Raw genomic sequence first — 15,581 nt, 5'->3', positions numbered from 1 at the left:
CCGTCTGCATTCATCTCGGACTTCAGCCTTCTTCCTTGCTTGTGCTGCTGCGTACCTCGCCCCGCTTCCGGTCCCAACCTAATTGATCAGGGTCCCGGGTGACCTGCCGTCGCGCCGTCGTCCGGCGCAACAACAGGTACGTCCCGCCGGCTCACGGTTATCAACGAGGTGACGGCCAGTCCGAAGAGCACGGCCGCTAGCAGCGCGGGCCCGTTCAGCCCGTACGTATGGGCCACAGCTCCGCCGAACAGCGCACCGAGCGGCGCACCGGACGTCGAGGCCGTGCGAAAGGCGGAGGCGATGCGGCCCACCATGGCCGAGGGGCTGCGTTGCTGCATCAGCGTGACCTGGTTGACGTTCCACACCATGTTCATGGCGCCGAGCAGCAGCATGCCCACGACGAGGGCCGCCAGCTGGCGGACGGTGCCCATGACGAGCAGGGCCGTCGTCTGGACGCCTCCGGCCAGGAGCAGCGCCCGGACGCGTCCGGTGCGGCGCGCGATCCGCTGGGCGATGAAGCCTCCGGCCAGGCTGCCGGCCGAGTACGCCGTCATCGCGGCCGCGTATCCCACGGTGCCCCCGTGCAGCCAGCGCGTCACGTGCAGCACCAGTGTGGCGATCAGGGCGCCCATGCCGATGTTGCACAGCAGCGTGGCCAGGCACACCCCGCGCAATGCCCGATCCCGCCACAGCGTACGCAGACCGTCGGCGATCTCCGCCCTCAGCGTGCTGCCTGCCGGACGCGGATCGCGCTCCGGCGGCCGTACCCGCAGGGAGGCCACGAGGGCGGCGGCCAGCAGATAGGTGCTCGCGTCCACCGCGAACGGCATGAAGGCACCGGCCGCCAGCAGCAGCGGCACGAACGGGCTTGCGAGCAGGCCGCCCGCCAGCTGCTGTCCGGTCATCAGCCGGGCGTTGGCGCTGCCGAGGGCCTCATGCTCCACCAAGGAGGGCAGCAACGCCGTCGAGGCGTTGTCGAAGAGGGTCTGGAGGGTGGTGAGCGAGAAAGCGAGCGCGAGCAGCAGCGGGATCGAGGCGTGGCCGAGCCCCACAGCGAGCGCGAAGGAGGCGACGACCACACCCCGCACGGTGTCGACGGCCCACATCGCCCGCCGCTGGTCCACCCGGTCCGCCACGGCCCCGCCGAGCAGGCCGAAGAGCAGCCACGGGGCATAGCCGCACGCCGTGACGGAGGCGACGACGAGGGGCTCGTCCGTGAGCCGTACGGCCAGCAGCGGCAGCGCGGCCGCCCGCAGCGCGTCTCCGAACCGGGAGACCACGGCAGCGGCCCACAGCCGCCCGAACCCCCCGCGCCACGCGGGCGCACGCACGCCCGCCACCTCGACCGTCGTCACGATTCCCCCTCACGATGTGCCGGTGCACACACCGTAGGGGCCACCACTGACAATCGGCCGTGAGGCGGTCCACCGCGCGTGTCCACCACGCGCGGTGACAACGACTCCGGCCGGACACGCGTCGGTGCCCGGCCGGACTCAACTCCTAGATCTCGCCCCGCAGCTTGGCGAGCGCCTCGGCGAGGATCGCCTCGCCGTCCGCGTCGCTGCGCCGCTCCCGCACATACGCGAGGTGCGTCTTGTAGGGCTCGGTACGCGGCGGGTCCGGCGGGTTGTCCCGGTCCTGACCGGCCGGAAAGCCGCAGCGCGGGCAGTCCCAGGTGTCGGGAACCTGCGCGTCGCTGGCGAAGCTCGGCTGCGTCTCGTGCCCGTTGGAGCACCAGAAGGAGATGCGCAGACGCGGTGCGGACTCACCGCGCTCGGCCTCGCCCATCGGCCCCGCCCCGACCCGACTTCCTCGGATCGCGTTGCCACTTGCCACGGTCGTAACTCCCTGCGTGATGGTGCCGCAAAGCGAGTCGGCGTTTCGCTTCGCTGCGAGCGCCTCAGTCTACGTAAGGCCCAACGCGCGTCCAGTGATGGGAGTTACCCCCGCCCCTAGACGCAAGCCCCATGATAGGCCGCGTCCGAAGACCCGTACCGAACATGGGGCGTTACGTACTTTATGTGCGATCTGTCGGTGTCGCCCGACGCTAGCTCTTGACCTTCATCAGGATGCCGAGCACCACAATGCACGCGAACCAGAGCAGACCGATCACGATGGTGATCCGGTCGAGGTTACGCTCGGCGACCGAGGAGCCGCCGACAGAGGACTGCATGCCGCCACCGAACATGTCGGAGAGGCCGCCGCCCTTCCCCTTGTGCATCAGCACCAGCAGCATCAGCAGCAGGCTGAAGACGATCAGGGCGATCGAGAACCCCAAAACCACGGCTGGACCAACTTCCTCGGATTCGGATGGACGACGGGGCCGAGGCTCTTATGGAACCTTCACGTTCCGAATAACAGTCTCGGCCCCGCAAGGGTACGACGGATCGCCTCTACCGCATACTCGCGACCTGTCCGTTCGCCTCCGGAGGGCGACTCACTGGTCCCGGAAGCGGACGATCTTGACGAACTCGTCGGCGTCCAGCGAGGCACCGCCGACCAGAGCGCCGTCAATGTCCGGCTTCGACATGATTTCCGCCACATTGCCGGACTTCACCGAGCCGCCGTACTGGACGCGGACCTTGTCGGCCACCTCCTGCGTGTACAGCTCCGCGATCTTGCCACGGATCGCCGCACAGACCTCCTGCGCGTCGTCGGCGCCGCAGACCTTGCCGGTGCCGATGGCCCAGACGGGCTCGTAGGCGATCACGACCGACTCGGCCTGTTCGGCCGGCAGGTCCTTGAGACCGCCCTCGACCTGCGCGAGTGTGTGCGTGACGTGGTTGCCCGCCTCGCGGACCTCCAGCTCCTCGCCGACGCACAGGATCGGGGTCAGACCGTGCTTGAAGGCGGCCTTGGCCTTGGCGTTCACCAGCTCGTCGGTCTCGTTGTGGTACTGGCGGCGCTCGGAGTGTCCGATCGCCACGTAGGTGCACTTCAGCTTGGCCAGCATCGAGCCGGAGATCTCGCCGGTGTAGGCGCCGGAGTCGTGCGCCGAGACGTCCTGGGCACCGTACTTGATCTTGAGCTTGTCACCGTCGATCAAGGTCTGCACGGAACGCAGGTCGGTGAAGGGCGGCAGAACCGCGACCTCGACGGCGTCGTAGTCCTTGTCGGCCAGGGCGAAGGCGAGCTTCTGGACGTGGGCGATGGCCTCGAGGTGGTTGAGGTTCATCTTCCAGTTGCCCGCCATCAGCGGCGTGCGCGTGCTCATCGAGGTTCAGTCCTCCAGTGCGGCGAGGCCGGGGAGCGTCTTGCCCTCGAGGTACTCGAGAGAGGCGCCGCCGCCGGTCGAGATGTGGCCGAATGCCGATTCGTCGAATCCCAGGATGCGGACGGCCGCGGCGGAGTCACCGCCACCGACCACGGTGAAGGCCGGGGATTCGACGAGGGCCTGGGCGACCGCCTTGGTGCCCTCGGCGTAGTCGGGGTGCTCGAAGACGCCCATGGGGCCGTTCCAGAAGACGGTGGCCGCGTCGGCGAGCTTCGAGGCGTAGAGCTTGCGGGTCTCCGGGCCGATGTCCAGGCCCTCCTGGTCCGCCGGGATCGCGTCCGCGGCGACGACGGTGGGGTTGGCGGGGGCCTTGGTCTTCAGGTCCGGGAACTCCGCGGAGACCAGCACGTCGACGGGGAGGAGCAGCTCGACCCCGTTCTTCTCCGCGCGCTCGATGTACTCGGTGACAGCCGGGATCTGGTCCTCCTGGAGGAGGGAGATGCCGACCTCGTAGCCCTTGGCCTTGAGGAAGGTGTAGGCCATGCCGCCGCCGATGAGCAGACGGTCGGCCTTGTCGAGCAGCCGGTCGATGACGGCCAGCTTGTCGGAGACCTTGGCACCGCCGAGCGCGACGACATACGGCCGCCGAACGTCCTCGGTGAGCTTCTTCAGGACGCCTACCTCGGTGGCGATGAGGTAGCCGGCGTAGTGCGGCAGGCGGGCCGGCAGGTCGTACACGGAGGCGTGCTTGCGGTGGACAGCGCCGAAGCCGTCGCCCACATACACGTCGGCGAGGGCGGCGAGCCGGTCGGCGAACTCGCCGCGCTCGGTGTCGTCCTTGGCGGTCTCGCCGGGGTTGAAGCGCAGGTTCTCGATGACCGCGACCTGGCCGGGCTGGAGGCCGTCCACCGCGTCGTGGGCGGCGGGGCCGACGGTGTCCTGGGCGAACGCGACCGGGGCGCCGAGCAGTTCGGCGAGGCGCTCGGCGGCGGGCAGCAGCGAGAAGGCCAGGTCCGGAGCGCCCTTGGGGCGGCCCAGGTGCGAGGCGACGATCACCTTGGCGCCCGCGTCGGCGAGGGCCTTGACGGTGGGCAGAACGGCGCGGATACGGCCGTCGTCGGTGATGAGGCCGTCGGCCAGCGGGCAGTTGAGGTCGGCGCGGACGAAGACCCGCTTGTTGTCCACGCCTTCGGAGAGGAGTTCGTCGATCGTCTTCATAAAAGGACTCCTGAGGAGGGCTCTTGATCGTACGAGGGCTGATGGATCTGCACACGAGCCGCGCCCGCGCGGGTCGGCTCGCCGGACGTGCGGCAGGGCTCGGGCAGCGCGACCGTGCGCTGCCCGAGCCCTGCTATCGCATCGAGGGGCCTGCTTCGGCGATCAGAGCTGGTTGCCGACGAAGACCGTGAGGTCGACCAGACGGTTGGAGTAGCCCCACTCGTTGTCGTACCAGCCGATGACCTTCACGTTCTTGCCCTCCTGGACCATGGTCAGGGAGGAGTCGAAGGTGCAGGACGCCGGGGCGTTGACGATGTCGGAGGAGACGATCGGGTCCTCGGTGTAGTCGACGAGACCCTTGAGCTCGCCCTCGGCGGCCTTCTGGAAGGCGGCGTTGACCTCTTCCTTGGTGACCTCGCGGCTCAGCTCGACGACGAGGTCGGTGACCGAACCGGTCGGGACCGGGACGCGCATGGCGATGCCGTCCAGCTTGCCCTTGAGCTGCGGCAGGACCAGGGCGGTGGCCTTGGCGGCACCGGTGGTGGTGGGGATGATGTTCTCGGCGGCGGCACGGGCGCGGCGCAGGTCCTTGTGAGGGAAGTCCAGGATGCGCTGGTCGTTCGTGTACGCGTGCACCGTGGTCATCAGACCCTTGACGATGCCGAAGTTCTCGTCGAGGACCTTCGCCATCGGAGCCACGCAGTTGGTGGTGCAGGAGGCGTTGGAGATGACGTGGTGCTTCGCCGGGTCGTAGGTGTCCTGGTTGACACCCATCACGATCGTGACGTCCTCGTTCTTGGCCGGGGCCGAGATGATGACCTTCTTGGCGCCGCCGGCGATGTGCTTCTCGGCGTCTTCCTTCTTGGTGAAGATGCCGGTCGACTCGATGACGATGTCGACACCCAGCTCGCCCCACGGGATGTCGGCGGGGTTGCGCTCGGAGAGGACCTTGATCGTCTTGCCGCCGACGGTGATGGTGTCCTCGGTGTGGGACACCTCCTGCTTGAGACGGCCGAGGATGGTGTCGTACTTCAGCAGGTGAGCGGTGGTCGCGGTGTCACCCAGGTCATTGACAGCCACGATCTCGATGTCTGCACCCTGCTCCAGCAGCGCGCGGAAGTAGTTACGACCGATGCGGCCGAAGCCGTTGATGCCTACGCGGATCGTCACGAACCGATCTCCTCGTTGGTACGCCGGCTTTCGACGCCGGCGAGCTGTATGGGATGTCCCCGACCACCCATGACCCTACCTCCCTGAGCTCCCCGCAGTGACATCGAGATGCCCCATACACGGCAGTGCGGTCCGTACCCGCCAGTAGGGGTACGGACCGCACCGGGAAAGGGCCCGATCACACTTTTCGGTGATACGGGACCAACTGCCGATGGCTACGAAACGTCAGCCTTCGAGTGCGGTCAGTGACTTCTTGATGAGCGTCGCCCGGTCCGCCGCCGAGGTGACGTGCTCGAGGCCGAAGCCCAGCAGCACGGTCCGGTCCGTGGTGACCGCTCCGTATGTCGTGAACAACGCCCCGGTGCGCGCCCAGTCCTTGCGGACGGCCGGACTGCCCGCGGGCGGTCCGGCCACGCTCCAGGCGCCCAGGGACGTTTCGAAGCCCTCGGTCTCGGTGGCCGTGCCGCCGACGACGAGCGAGGCGTCGTCGGTGAGTACGCCGTGGCCGCCGCTGCCCGGGTCGGTGATGTAGCTCAGCGAGAGCTCCACCGTCTTTCCGGCGTACGCGCTCAGGTCGAAGTCCACCTGCTGCCACCCGCTCGACGAGCCGGTGAGGCTGTGCCACGCACCGGTGGTTCCGGTCGCGTTGCAACCGGTCGCCGCCATGGTCAGGTAGTGCTTGAGCCAGGGGTGCTCGGCCATGAGGAACCCGGCCTCGCACTCCGTCGGCACCGTGTCGTGGGTGGCACCTCCGGCCTCCGGCAGGGTCGTCCAGTCGTCTGCCCCTACGGTGTGGATCTCGACCACGGCGTGGTCGTAGCCCGGTTCGGTGTCCCACAGCAGCCGCGTGCGCAAGGTGGGCCGCTCGGCCGCGCCGACCTCGGTGAGGTCGAGGGTGCGGGTGAGCCGCTTGTACCCGTCGTCGGTGTGGACGGCGGCCGCCATGTACGAACCCGTGTACGGCCCGTACGGGTTGACGGTCCCGGCGAACCGGCCGGCCCCGGCGCTCGTGAACTGAGGGTACGTGGCGACGGGAAGTTCGTCCGAGGTGACGCCGTACGTGCCCGCCTTGTCCAGCGGGTTGCCCACCGCGGCGCCCAGCGGCCCGGAGAAGCCCTCGAGCCTGCCGGAGCCGGTGAAGCCGTTGGCCCCCGGCGTCGAGGTGCGCGAGTAGGCGCCCAGGTAGTACTGGCTGAAGTCGTCCGAGAGCGTGCCGCCACCGAGGTCGACGGTGCCGCCGGCCTGTTCGCCCGCCTCGATCAGCTTGCCGCCCTCGTTGAGGAACGCGCGCAGCTGGAGCTGGGTGGCGTTGCCCGGGACGCTCGCGCCCGTGTAGTGGACGACGGTCCTGAAGTGGTCCAGCACCCCGAGTGCGTCGGGCGCTCCCTGTGCGGCCACGTCCCAGACGATCGCCTTGCGGCCGTTCGCCCTCAGGGCGTCGACGTAGGGCTGTGCCTGGGTGGCTGTGGCGCCTTCCTCGGCGACCACCAGGGTGTCCGCGCCGGGCCGCTCGGCCACGGTGTAAGTGAAGTGCCGGCTCGACGTGTTCCTGCCGCTCCTCGTCTCACCGGTGAACCACACCTCGACCTTGTCGCCCGGATCGCCGTCCCGCACCGTGGCCCGGTACTCGTCGAAGTAGAGGTTGTCCTCGCCGCCATAGGTCTCGCCGCCCTTCCAGGGCTTGAGCGCCAGGTCTTTGATACGGCCGCCGTTGACGCGGTACTTGAGCTCCTTGTCGCGCACGGACTTCCGCACCACGACCGAGACCTCCTGGTCCGCGCCGCGCGAGTACGACGTCGAGAAGGCGGCCGGGGTGAAGTCCGGAGCGTCGATGCCGACCGAGGACGACGGCTGGTCGGGGTGGGAGGCGGTCTCGGCGACGGAGAGCGCGAAGGGGAGGTTCTTCTCGAACTCCTGCTGGATCAGCTTCTCGTCGTCGGGGAAGTTGAAGACCGACTGGCAGTCGGCAGCGTTCCACCCGTCGTTCGGGTCACTGTTCGAGACGGTCTGGCAGGTCGACATCTCGGGTGTGAACATCGCCATACCGTTGACGTTCGCGGCGTGGCCGTCCGCCTCGCCGTTGGTGGTGTACAGCTCCGAGGAGACCTGCGAGCGGTAGCCGGGGATCGCCGGGTTGTCCGGGGTGCCGGCGAGCGCCTTGTAGAGGACGTCGTCGGGGGTAGGGGTGGCGACCTGCCAGCCGACGCCGTAGAGGAGCAGTTCGGCGGCGGAGTGGTAGTTGATCCCGTACGTGAACCCGATGCGTTTCTCGAATCGGTCGAGCGCCCGGGTCTCGGGCTCCGACCCGGGGGCGGCGCCGCGATAGGTCTGACTGGTGGGGTTGGGGGACGAACCCTCGTCGTCGTAGCCCCACTTGTAGGCGAAGTTGCGGTTGAGGTCGACGCCGTCGCCGGTGGATACGACGCCGTCGCCGTTGACGTCCCGCAGGTTCTTGCGCCACAGGCGGGTGTCGGAGTCTTTGAACGTGTAGTCGTAGCCGTCCGGGTTGGCCGAGACGACGAACCACAGCTCGGTGGAGTCGACGATCTTCCTGATGCGCTTGTCCGTGGCGTAGTGGTCCAGGTAGTAGCGCATCAACCGCCGGGTGGTCTCCGGTGTGATCCACTCACGCGCGTGCTGGTTGGAGACGTACAGCACCGAGGGCTTGGAGCCGTCCTTCGACTTCTTCGCGTCCTTGGTCAGTTTGAGGGCGAGGATGTCCTGGCCGTTGATCGTCTTGCCGATGGATTCGACCTTGGTCAGTTCGGGATGGGCCTGCCCCGTCCTGACGATCTCCTCCGCGATGCCGCCCATTCCGCTGTAGGGGCGGAAGACGCCCTGGGACGCACCCTCGACCCGCGTCTCCGCCTTGGCCGAAAGCGTGTGTTCGGTGAGGGCGACGCCCTGCTTCTCCAGCCCGGCGGCCTGCTGATCGGTGAGGTAGACCTCGACGGTTGTCCTGTCGTTCCCGGCCACCTGCTCGCCGAGTTCGTGGCCGTCCTGTCCGGCCTTGAGCAGCAGGGGTATCTGCTTCTGGGTGACTTCGGCGCGGAAGACCTTGACCTCGTCCGCGCCGGACGTGCCGGATGAGCTTCCCGTCTGCGCCTGGGCGATGGGTGCGAGGCTCGCTCCGCCGAGCAGGAGCGCGCCGACAGCGAGGATCGATCTCGCTCTGTGTCTCATGGACCCCCCTAGCAGTGGTCCGCCCCAGCGGCGAACGTTGCCAGGCTCATGACAGTTCATGATCGAGTCAAGACTGCCCCAAGGACAGACAAACGCCGGTTCCCTACGCCCACTCAATAGGCGCAGGGAACCGGCGTGTCGAGCTCACGGGTCACCCGGCCAGGTTGTCCGCCAGCTCCTCCGTGAGGTTGGACTCCGTGCCCGGGATTCCGAGGTCCGCCGCGCGCTTGTCGGCCATCGCCAGCAGCCGGCGGATACGGCCCGCGACCGCGTCCTTGGTCAGCGGCGGGTCGGCGAGGGCGCCCAGCTCCTCCAGGGAGGCCTGCTTGTGCTCCATCCGCAGCCGGCCGGCTGCCGCAAGGTGCTCGGGGACCTCGTCACCGAGGATCTCCAGGGCACGGGCGACCCGTGCACCGGCCGCGACGGCCGCACGGGCGGAACGGCGCAGGTTGGCGTCGTCGAAGTTGGCCAGGCGGTTCGCCGTGGCGCGGACCTCGCGGCGCATCCGCCGCTCCTCCCAGGCCAGCACGGACTCGTGCGCGCCGAGGCGGGTGAGCAGCGCGCCGATGGCGTCGCCGTCCCGGACGACCACACGGTCCACGCCCCGCACCTCGCGCGCCTTGGCGGCGATCGACAGGCGACGGGCGGCGCCGACCAGGGCGAGCGCGGCCTCCGGACCGGGGCAGGTCACCTCGAGTGAGGACGAGCGGCCGGGCTCCGTGAGCGAACCGTGTGCCAGGAAGGCGCCGCGCCAGGCCGCCTCGGCGTCGCAGGTGGCTCCCGACACCACCTGCGGGGGCAGACCGCGGATCGGGCGGCCCCGGCCGTCGACGAGACCTGTCTGGCGGGCCAGCTGGTCACCGCCCGCGACCACGCGGACCACATAGCGGGAGCCGCGGCGCAGGCCGCCGGGCGCCATCACGATCAGCTCGGAGCCATGGCCGAAGATCTCGAGAATGTCCCGCTTGACACGCCGTGCAGCCATCGCCGTGTCCAGCTCCGCCTCGATCACGATGCGGCCGCTGACCAGGTGCAGTCCACCCGCGAACCGCAGGATCGCCGAGACCTCCGCCTTTCTGCAGCAGGTCCGGGTGACGGGAAGCCGGGAGATCTCGTCCTTCACCGCTGCCGTCATCGCCATGGGCCGATCCTTCCATGCATCCGAAAAATACGGTCGTACGCGGCGGCCAACAGCTCCGGGTCGTGCCGCGGGGTTCCGTCGGTCCGGGCCACCGGTGCCAGCTCGACCGTGGCGCCGAACCGCTCGGCGGCCTCGTTCAGCAGGGCACGATCGGGCACGGCGGCCTGGTCGGCCAGCACCACGTCCAGGGCGAGTTTAGGGGCGTGTCGTCCCAAAACCTCCAAATGACGCTGCGGGGAGAAGCCGGCGGTCTCTCCCGGCTGCGGAGCGAGGTTCAAGGAGAGTATCCGGCGCGCCTTGGTCTCCGAGAGGGCGTCCAGGAGCTCGGGGACGAGCAGATGCGGGATCACCGACGAGAACCAGGAGCCCGGGCCCAGCACGACCCAGTCGGCGTCCTGGACCGCGGCGACGGCCTCGGGCACGGCAGGCGGGTCGTTCGGCACGAGGTGCACGGACTGCACCTCCCCGCGGGTGAGCGCGACATTCGCCTGTCCCCGCACCGTCCCGATCTCGTCCGGGTGCTCCAGGTCGTGGCCCTTGACCAGCGCCTGCAGCTCCAGGGGTACCGCGGACATGGGCAGGACACGGCCGTGGGCGCCGAGCAGCCTGCCGACCAGGTCGAGGGCCTGGACGTGGTCTCCGAGCTGCTCCCACAGGGCCACGATCAACAGATTGCCGACGGCGTGTTCGTGCAGATCACCCTCGGACTGGAAACGGTGCTGGATGACACGGGCCCAGGTCTGGCCCCAGTCGTCGTCGCCGCAGAGCGCGGCGAGGGCCTTGCGCAGATCCCCGGGCGGGAGAACGCCGAGCTCGTCGCGCAGGCGGCCGCTGGAGCCGCCGTCATCGGCGACGGTGACAACGGCGGTGAGGTCACCGGTGATCCGGCGCAGCGCGGCGAGCGAGGCGGACAGCCCCATGCCGCCGCCCAGGGCAACCACCTTGGGCTGGGTGCCGCGGCGGCGCGCCCGGCCGCCGCGGGCCTCGGCGGGACTGTCGCCCCGTCCCTCGGACACCACCCGGCGCAGCCTGCTCAGCCGCAGAGTACGTCCGCTCACTCGCGCCCCATGTCCCGGTGCACGACCACGGTCTCCACTCCCTCGGCGGCCAGCCGGGCGGCGAGCCTCTCCGACATGGCGACGGAGCGGTGCTTGCCTCCGGTGCAGCCGATGGCGATGGTCACGTAGCGCTTGCCCTCACGGCGGTACCCGGCGGCGATGAGCCGGAGCAGCTCGGAGTAACGGTCGAGGAACTCCTTGGCTCCCGGCTGGTTGAACACGTACGTGGCCACTTCCTCGTTGAGGCCGGTGTACGGGCGCAGCTCCGGGACCCAGTGCGGGTTCGGCAGGAAACGCATGTCCGCGACGAGATCGGCGTCCACCGGGAGGCCGTACTTGAAGCCGAAGGACATGACGGTGGCCCGCAGCTCGGGCTTCTCCTCGCCGGCGAACTGGGCGTCCATCTTGGCGCGCAGTTCGTGCACGTTGAGGCTGGAGGTGTCTATCACCAGATCGGCGTCACCCCGCAGCTCACGCAGCAGCTCGCGCTCGGCGGCGATGCCGTCGACGATGCGGCCGTCGCCCTGCAGTGGGTGCGGACGTCGAACGGACTCGAAACGGCGCACCAGGGCCTCGTCGGAGGACTCCAGGAACACGATGCGCCGAGTGACGTTCTTCGCCTCCAGGTCGGCCAGCGACTCGCGGAGGTTGTCGAAGAAACGGCCACCACGGACGTCGACGACGACCGCGATACGGGCGACATTGCCCTGAGAGCGGGCGCCCAGCTCCACCATGGTGGGGATCAGCGCGGGCGGCAGGTTGTCGACGACGAACCAGCCGAGGTCCTCCAGGCACTTCGCGGCCGTCGACCGTCCCGCGCCCGACATACCGGAAATGATCACCAGCTCGGGGATGGCCGTGTCCGGCACCCCGGCCGCTTCGATGCCCGTACTCACCTGTGCTCCGTCTTCCTGACCCGCCGGCTGACGCGGCTGATCCTCACCCGCGTCCATGTGGGCGGCCTGGTCCTGCGTCGAGCGTTCTTCTGTGCTCCGGTCATGCTCGGTCATGTCTCCTGCCCCCGTCACTCATCGGGAGGCCCCGCGGACACGGGTTCCCCGGAGGAACCCTCCGTCCTCTCGGGCTCCTCCTCTTCCATGATCTCTCCGGTCGCCGTGTTCACGGCGGGTGCGGCCGGGGCCGCCTGGGCGAGGGCCACGGCGATCGTCTCGGCCGTCTTGCGGCCGATGCCGGGGACCTCCTGAATCTGGTCGATTGTTGCGGATCGAAGCCTCTTCACCGAGCCGAAGTGCTTGATCAACGCCTGTTTGCGTGTCTCCCCGAGTCCCGATACCTCGTCCAGGGGACTCGTCCTGAGTCGCTTGGTCCGCTTGGTCCTCTGGTAGGTGATCGCGAAACGGTGGGCCTCGTCGCGAACACGCTGCAGGAGGTAGAGGCCCTCGCTGGTGCGGGGCAGAACCACCGGGTCGTCCTCGTCGGGCAGCCAGACCTCCTCCAGGCGCTTGGCGAGGCCGCATACGGCGATGTCGTCGATGCCGAGTTCGTCCAGCGCCTTCCTGGCCGCCGCGACCTGCGGCCGGCCGCCGTCGACCACGACGAGCTGCGGCGGATAGGCGAACCTCTTGGGCCGCCCGTCGTCCTCCGTCAGGGCGTCCCCGTCCGCCCACTCCCCCGTCTTCTCCTTCTCGACGAGGTAGCGCTTGAAGCGGCGGGTGATCACCTCGTGCATGGACCGGACGTCGTCCTGGCCCTCAAAGCCCTTGATCTGGAAGCGGCGGTACTCGCTCTTGCGCTGCAGTCCGTCCTCGAAGACCACCATGGAGGCCACCACGTCCTCGCCCTGGAGGTGCGAGATGTCGTAGCACTCGATCCTGAGCGGGGCGCTGTCCAGCTCGAGGGCGTCGGCGATCTCCTCCAGAGCGCGCGAGCGCGTGGTCAGGTCGGAGGCGCGCTTGGTCTTGTGCAGAGCGAGCGCCTGCAGGGCATTGCGCTGCACGGTCTCCATCAACGCCTTCTTGTCACCACGCTGCGGGATGCGCAGGGACACGTTCGCCCCTCGGCGGCCGGTGAGCCAGTCCTGGACCGGCTCTATGGGGTCGGGCAGCGCCGGGACCAGGACCTCCTTGGGCACGGAGTCGCCCGTCTCCTCGCCGTAGAGCTGCTGGAGGGCGTGCTCGACGAGGGCGCCGGTGGTGACGTCCTCGACCTTGTCGGTGACCCAGCCGCGCTGGCCGCGTACGCGCCCGCCGCGCACATGGAAGATCTGCACGGCCGCCTCCAACTCGTCCTCGGCGACCGCGATCAGATCGGCGTCGGTCGCGTCGGTGAGCACGACCGCGTTCTTCTCCATGGCCTTCTTCAGGGCCTCTATGTCGTCGCGCAGCCGTGCGGCGCGCTCGTACTCCATCTCGTCGGCCGCCCCCACCATCTGTTTCTCCAGACGACGGAGGTAAGTCCCGGTGCGACCCGTCATGAAGTCGCAGAATTCTTCGGTCAGTTCACGGTGGTCCTCGGGGGAGATCCGGCCGACGCAGGGTGCGGAGCACTTGCCGATGTAACCGAGCAGACAGGGGCGCCCGGTGCGGGCAGCGTTCTTGAAGACGCCTGCCGAGCAGGTGCGCACGGGGAAGACACGCAACAACAGATCCGCGGTGTCGCGGATCGCCCACGCATGCGAGTAAGGACCGAAGTACCGCACCCCTTTGCGCTTCTGGCCGCGCATCACCTGGACGCGCGGGAACTCCTCGTTCATCGTCACCGCGAGATACGGGTAGCTCTTGTCGTCGCGGTACTTGACGTTGAACCTGGGGTCGAACTCCTTGATCCAGGTGTACTCCAGCTGCAGGGCCTCGACCTCCGTGGACACCACCGTCCACTCCACGGACGCGGCCGTGGTGACCATGGTGCGGGTGCGCGGGTGGAGGTTCGCGAGGTCCTGGAAGTAGTTCGCCAGGCGCTGGCGCAGGCTCTTCGCCTTTCCGACGTAGATCACCCGGCGGTGCTCGTCACGGAACCTGTAGACCCCGGGAGAGTCCGGGATCTCTCCCGGCTGGGGACGGTAGCTGGAGGGGTCGGCCATGTCTCACACCCTACTGGCGGGGGCCGACACAACGGCGCGCCTGTGGACAAGGGCCGGACGGGCCGCCGAGGGCGAGGGAAGGCCCGCTCCGGCGTTCACGGATGCCGGCTTCGGCAGGCCGAGGGCACATCGGGCACACGGGTGCGTTCCGGCCAGGGCAGAGGGCACGAGGGAGCCCGCCGGGCCGTGGGACCGCCTGCGGTGGTCGGGCGGTTGCATGGACGGCCGGGGCAGCACCGCCGAACCGGCCACAGGGGCGAAGAGTCTTCCGTGCGGTGGGCATCAGGTGTTGTCGGGACTTGGTCAACACGCTTCAATGCGTGGAACCTCCGGGCAGTGATCGGCGGGGTCCGCATGTGAACGGGCGCCGCGTGCCCCGACCGGCCCGGAACGCCCCTGCGAACGGTCTGACCAGCCGTCGCGAACATTCACAGAAAGGCCCCCCTGTATGCGGCACGGCACACAGCACGCGGATACAGTCCCGGCGGAGTTGGAGGCGGCCCTGCGCGGCGGCCCCTTCCATGTCGCGCTGCGCGCCGCGATCGCCGCCCGCGGACTGCCGCTGCAGCGCGTACAGCACCATCTGTCCCGGTACGGGGTCAGGGTCGGGGTGACGAGTCTGAGCTACTGGCAGCAAGGTGCGCGTCGCCCGCAGCGACCCGAGTCCCTGCGCGCCGTGCGTGCCCTGGAGGAGATACTCCAGCTGCCCGACGAGTCGCTGATCCGGCTGCTGGCCTCGACCGACGAGCGGCCCCACCCCGACCGTCCCCCGGGCCGTTCGTACCGCTCCCTGGTGAAGGCCTCGGGCGTCCTGGAGCGCCTTCTCACCGAGCTGGAGTCGCCCCTGGACGGCGGACTGCACACCATCGGCCATCACGAGCGCGTCCGCATCGGGGCGCGCCGGGAACTGCTGGCCCGCGAGTCGCACCACATCGTGCGCGCTCACAAGGACGGAGTTGACCGCTACATCGCCATCCACCACGGGGATCCGGGCTGCGCCCCGGAACGGACAGCGGTGCACGCGCTGGAGAACTGCCGCACAGGACGTGTGCGATGGCACCGCGACACGGGCGTCCTGGTCGCCGAACTGCTCTTCGACACGCGGCTGCGCACCGGCGACACGTTCCTCTTTCGCTATGGCTTCGAGGACGGCACCGCGGGTGTGTCGGCCGAGTACCTTCGCGGCTTCAGCCTGGCGGGCGGGCAGTACGCACTCCAGGTGAGCTTCGCCCAGGAGGCGCTGCCGGTGCGCTGCCACCGCTTCGCCCAGCACTCCTCCGCGGCCCCGCGCAGCGGCCGCCAGGAGCTGACGCTGAGCGGACGCCATCGCTCTGTGCACCTGGTGGAGCCGCGCGTCAGGTCGGGGATCGTGGGCATCGGGTGGGACTGGGATTGAACCCTCCCCCAGCTAACGCAGGGGGATTCCTGGCTCAGGAAGCCGCCCAGGTCAGCGACCTGGAAGGTCTTACTCCCTCGACACCAGCCGGGACGGAACCTGCCCGGTGACACGAAAGGCTAGTGCGCTGCGCGCCGGGCTTGGCTCTCGCTCGGCACACA

Annotated in this window: 12 protein-coding genes; 1 reads left to right on the top strand and 11 read right to left on the bottom strand. The window is 69.1% G+C overall.

The features are described from left to right. Nucleotides 1–86: 86 nt before the first annotated feature. From VXC91_RS34200 to uvrC, 11 genes are all read right to left on the bottom strand, one after another. Nucleotides 87–1,355 carry an MFS transporter gene (locus VXC91_RS34200; protein ID WP_329511247.1) on the bottom strand — a complete coding sequence of 423 codons (1,269 nt, stop codon included), beginning with the start codon at nt 1,353–1,355 and terminating at the stop codon, nt 87–89. 145 nt (nt 1,356–1,500) lie between these two features. Further along, nucleotides 1,501–1,836: an RNA polymerase-binding protein RbpA gene (locus VXC91_RS34195; RefSeq protein ID WP_003957010.1), complete on the bottom strand. Its 336-nt coding sequence runs from the start codon at nt 1,834–1,836 to the stop codon at nt 1,501–1,503. A gap of 211 nt (nt 1,837–2,047) precedes the next feature. Further along, nucleotides 2,048–2,284, bottom strand: coding sequence for a preprotein translocase subunit SecG (gene secG, locus VXC91_RS34190; RefSeq protein ID WP_079050956.1), 237 nt, complete (start codon nt 2,282–2,284; stop codon nt 2,048–2,050). Nucleotides 2,285–2,437: 153 nt separating this feature from the next. Then, a complete protein-coding gene (gene tpiA / locus VXC91_RS34185) occupies nt 2,438–3,214 on the bottom strand; it encodes a triose-phosphate isomerase (RefSeq protein WP_329511246.1) in 777 nt (258 codons plus the stop codon). A 6-nt stretch (nt 3,215–3,220) separates the two neighbouring features. Next, nucleotides 3,221–4,432: a phosphoglycerate kinase gene (locus VXC91_RS34180; RefSeq protein WP_329511245.1), complete on the bottom strand. Its 1,212-nt coding sequence runs from the start codon at nt 4,430–4,432 to the stop codon at nt 3,221–3,223. A 162-nt stretch (nt 4,433–4,594) separates the two neighbouring features. After that, nucleotides 4,595–5,602 carry a type I glyceraldehyde-3-phosphate dehydrogenase gene (gene gap, locus VXC91_RS34175; RefSeq protein ID WP_329511244.1) on the bottom strand — a complete coding sequence of 336 codons (1,008 nt, stop codon included), beginning with the start codon at nt 5,600–5,602 and terminating at the stop codon, nt 4,595–4,597. 225 nt (nt 5,603–5,827) lie between these two features. After that, the gene (locus tag VXC91_RS34170; RefSeq protein ID WP_329511243.1) at nt 5,828–8,785 is read right to left on the bottom strand and encodes a M14 family metallopeptidase; all 2,958 of its coding nucleotides are present in this window, start codon (nt 8,783–8,785) and stop codon (nt 5,828–5,830) included. Between the two features lie 151 nt (nt 8,786–8,936). Then, nucleotides 8,937–9,926: a DNA-binding protein WhiA gene (gene whiA / locus VXC91_RS34165; protein ID WP_329511242.1), complete on the bottom strand. Its 990-nt coding sequence runs from the start codon at nt 9,924–9,926 to the stop codon at nt 8,937–8,939. Next, the gene (locus tag VXC91_RS34160; protein WP_329511241.1) at nt 9,917–10,984 is read right to left on the bottom strand and encodes a gluconeogenesis factor YvcK family protein; all 1,068 of its coding nucleotides are present in this window, start codon (nt 10,982–10,984) and stop codon (nt 9,917–9,919) included. The genes whiA and VXC91_RS34160 overlap by 10 nt, the downstream gene beginning before the upstream one ends. Beyond that, nucleotides 10,981–11,937, bottom strand: a complete 957-nt coding sequence (gene rapZ, locus VXC91_RS34155; protein ID WP_408057539.1) for an RNase adapter RapZ — start codon at nt 11,935–11,937, stop codon at nt 10,981–10,983. Before rapZ ends, VXC91_RS34160 begins: the two co-directional genes overlap by 4 nt. Nucleotides 11,938–12,008: 71 nt before the next feature. Beyond that, entirely contained in the window at nt 12,009–14,024 is a 2,016-nt protein-coding gene (gene uvrC, locus VXC91_RS34150; RefSeq protein WP_329511239.1) for an excinuclease ABC subunit UvrC, read from the bottom strand. Nucleotides 14,025–14,472: 448 nt separating this feature from the next. On the opposite strand from uvrC, the gene VXC91_RS34145 reads away from it, so the two are divergent. Next, entirely contained in the window at nt 14,473–15,420 is a 948-nt protein-coding gene (locus VXC91_RS34145) for a hypothetical protein (protein ID WP_329511238.1), read from the top strand. Nucleotides 15,421–15,581 lie beyond the last annotated feature (161 nt).

Origin of the sequence: Streptomyces chiangmaiensis (assembly GCF_036281785.1) — a bacterium.
GTDB classification, from domain to species: Bacteria; Actinomycetota; Actinomycetes; order Streptomycetales; family Streptomycetaceae; genus Streptomyces; species Streptomyces chiangmaiensis.
Note: the sequence above shows the minus strand (reverse complement) of the source record. Positions and strands in the feature narration are given on the sequence as shown.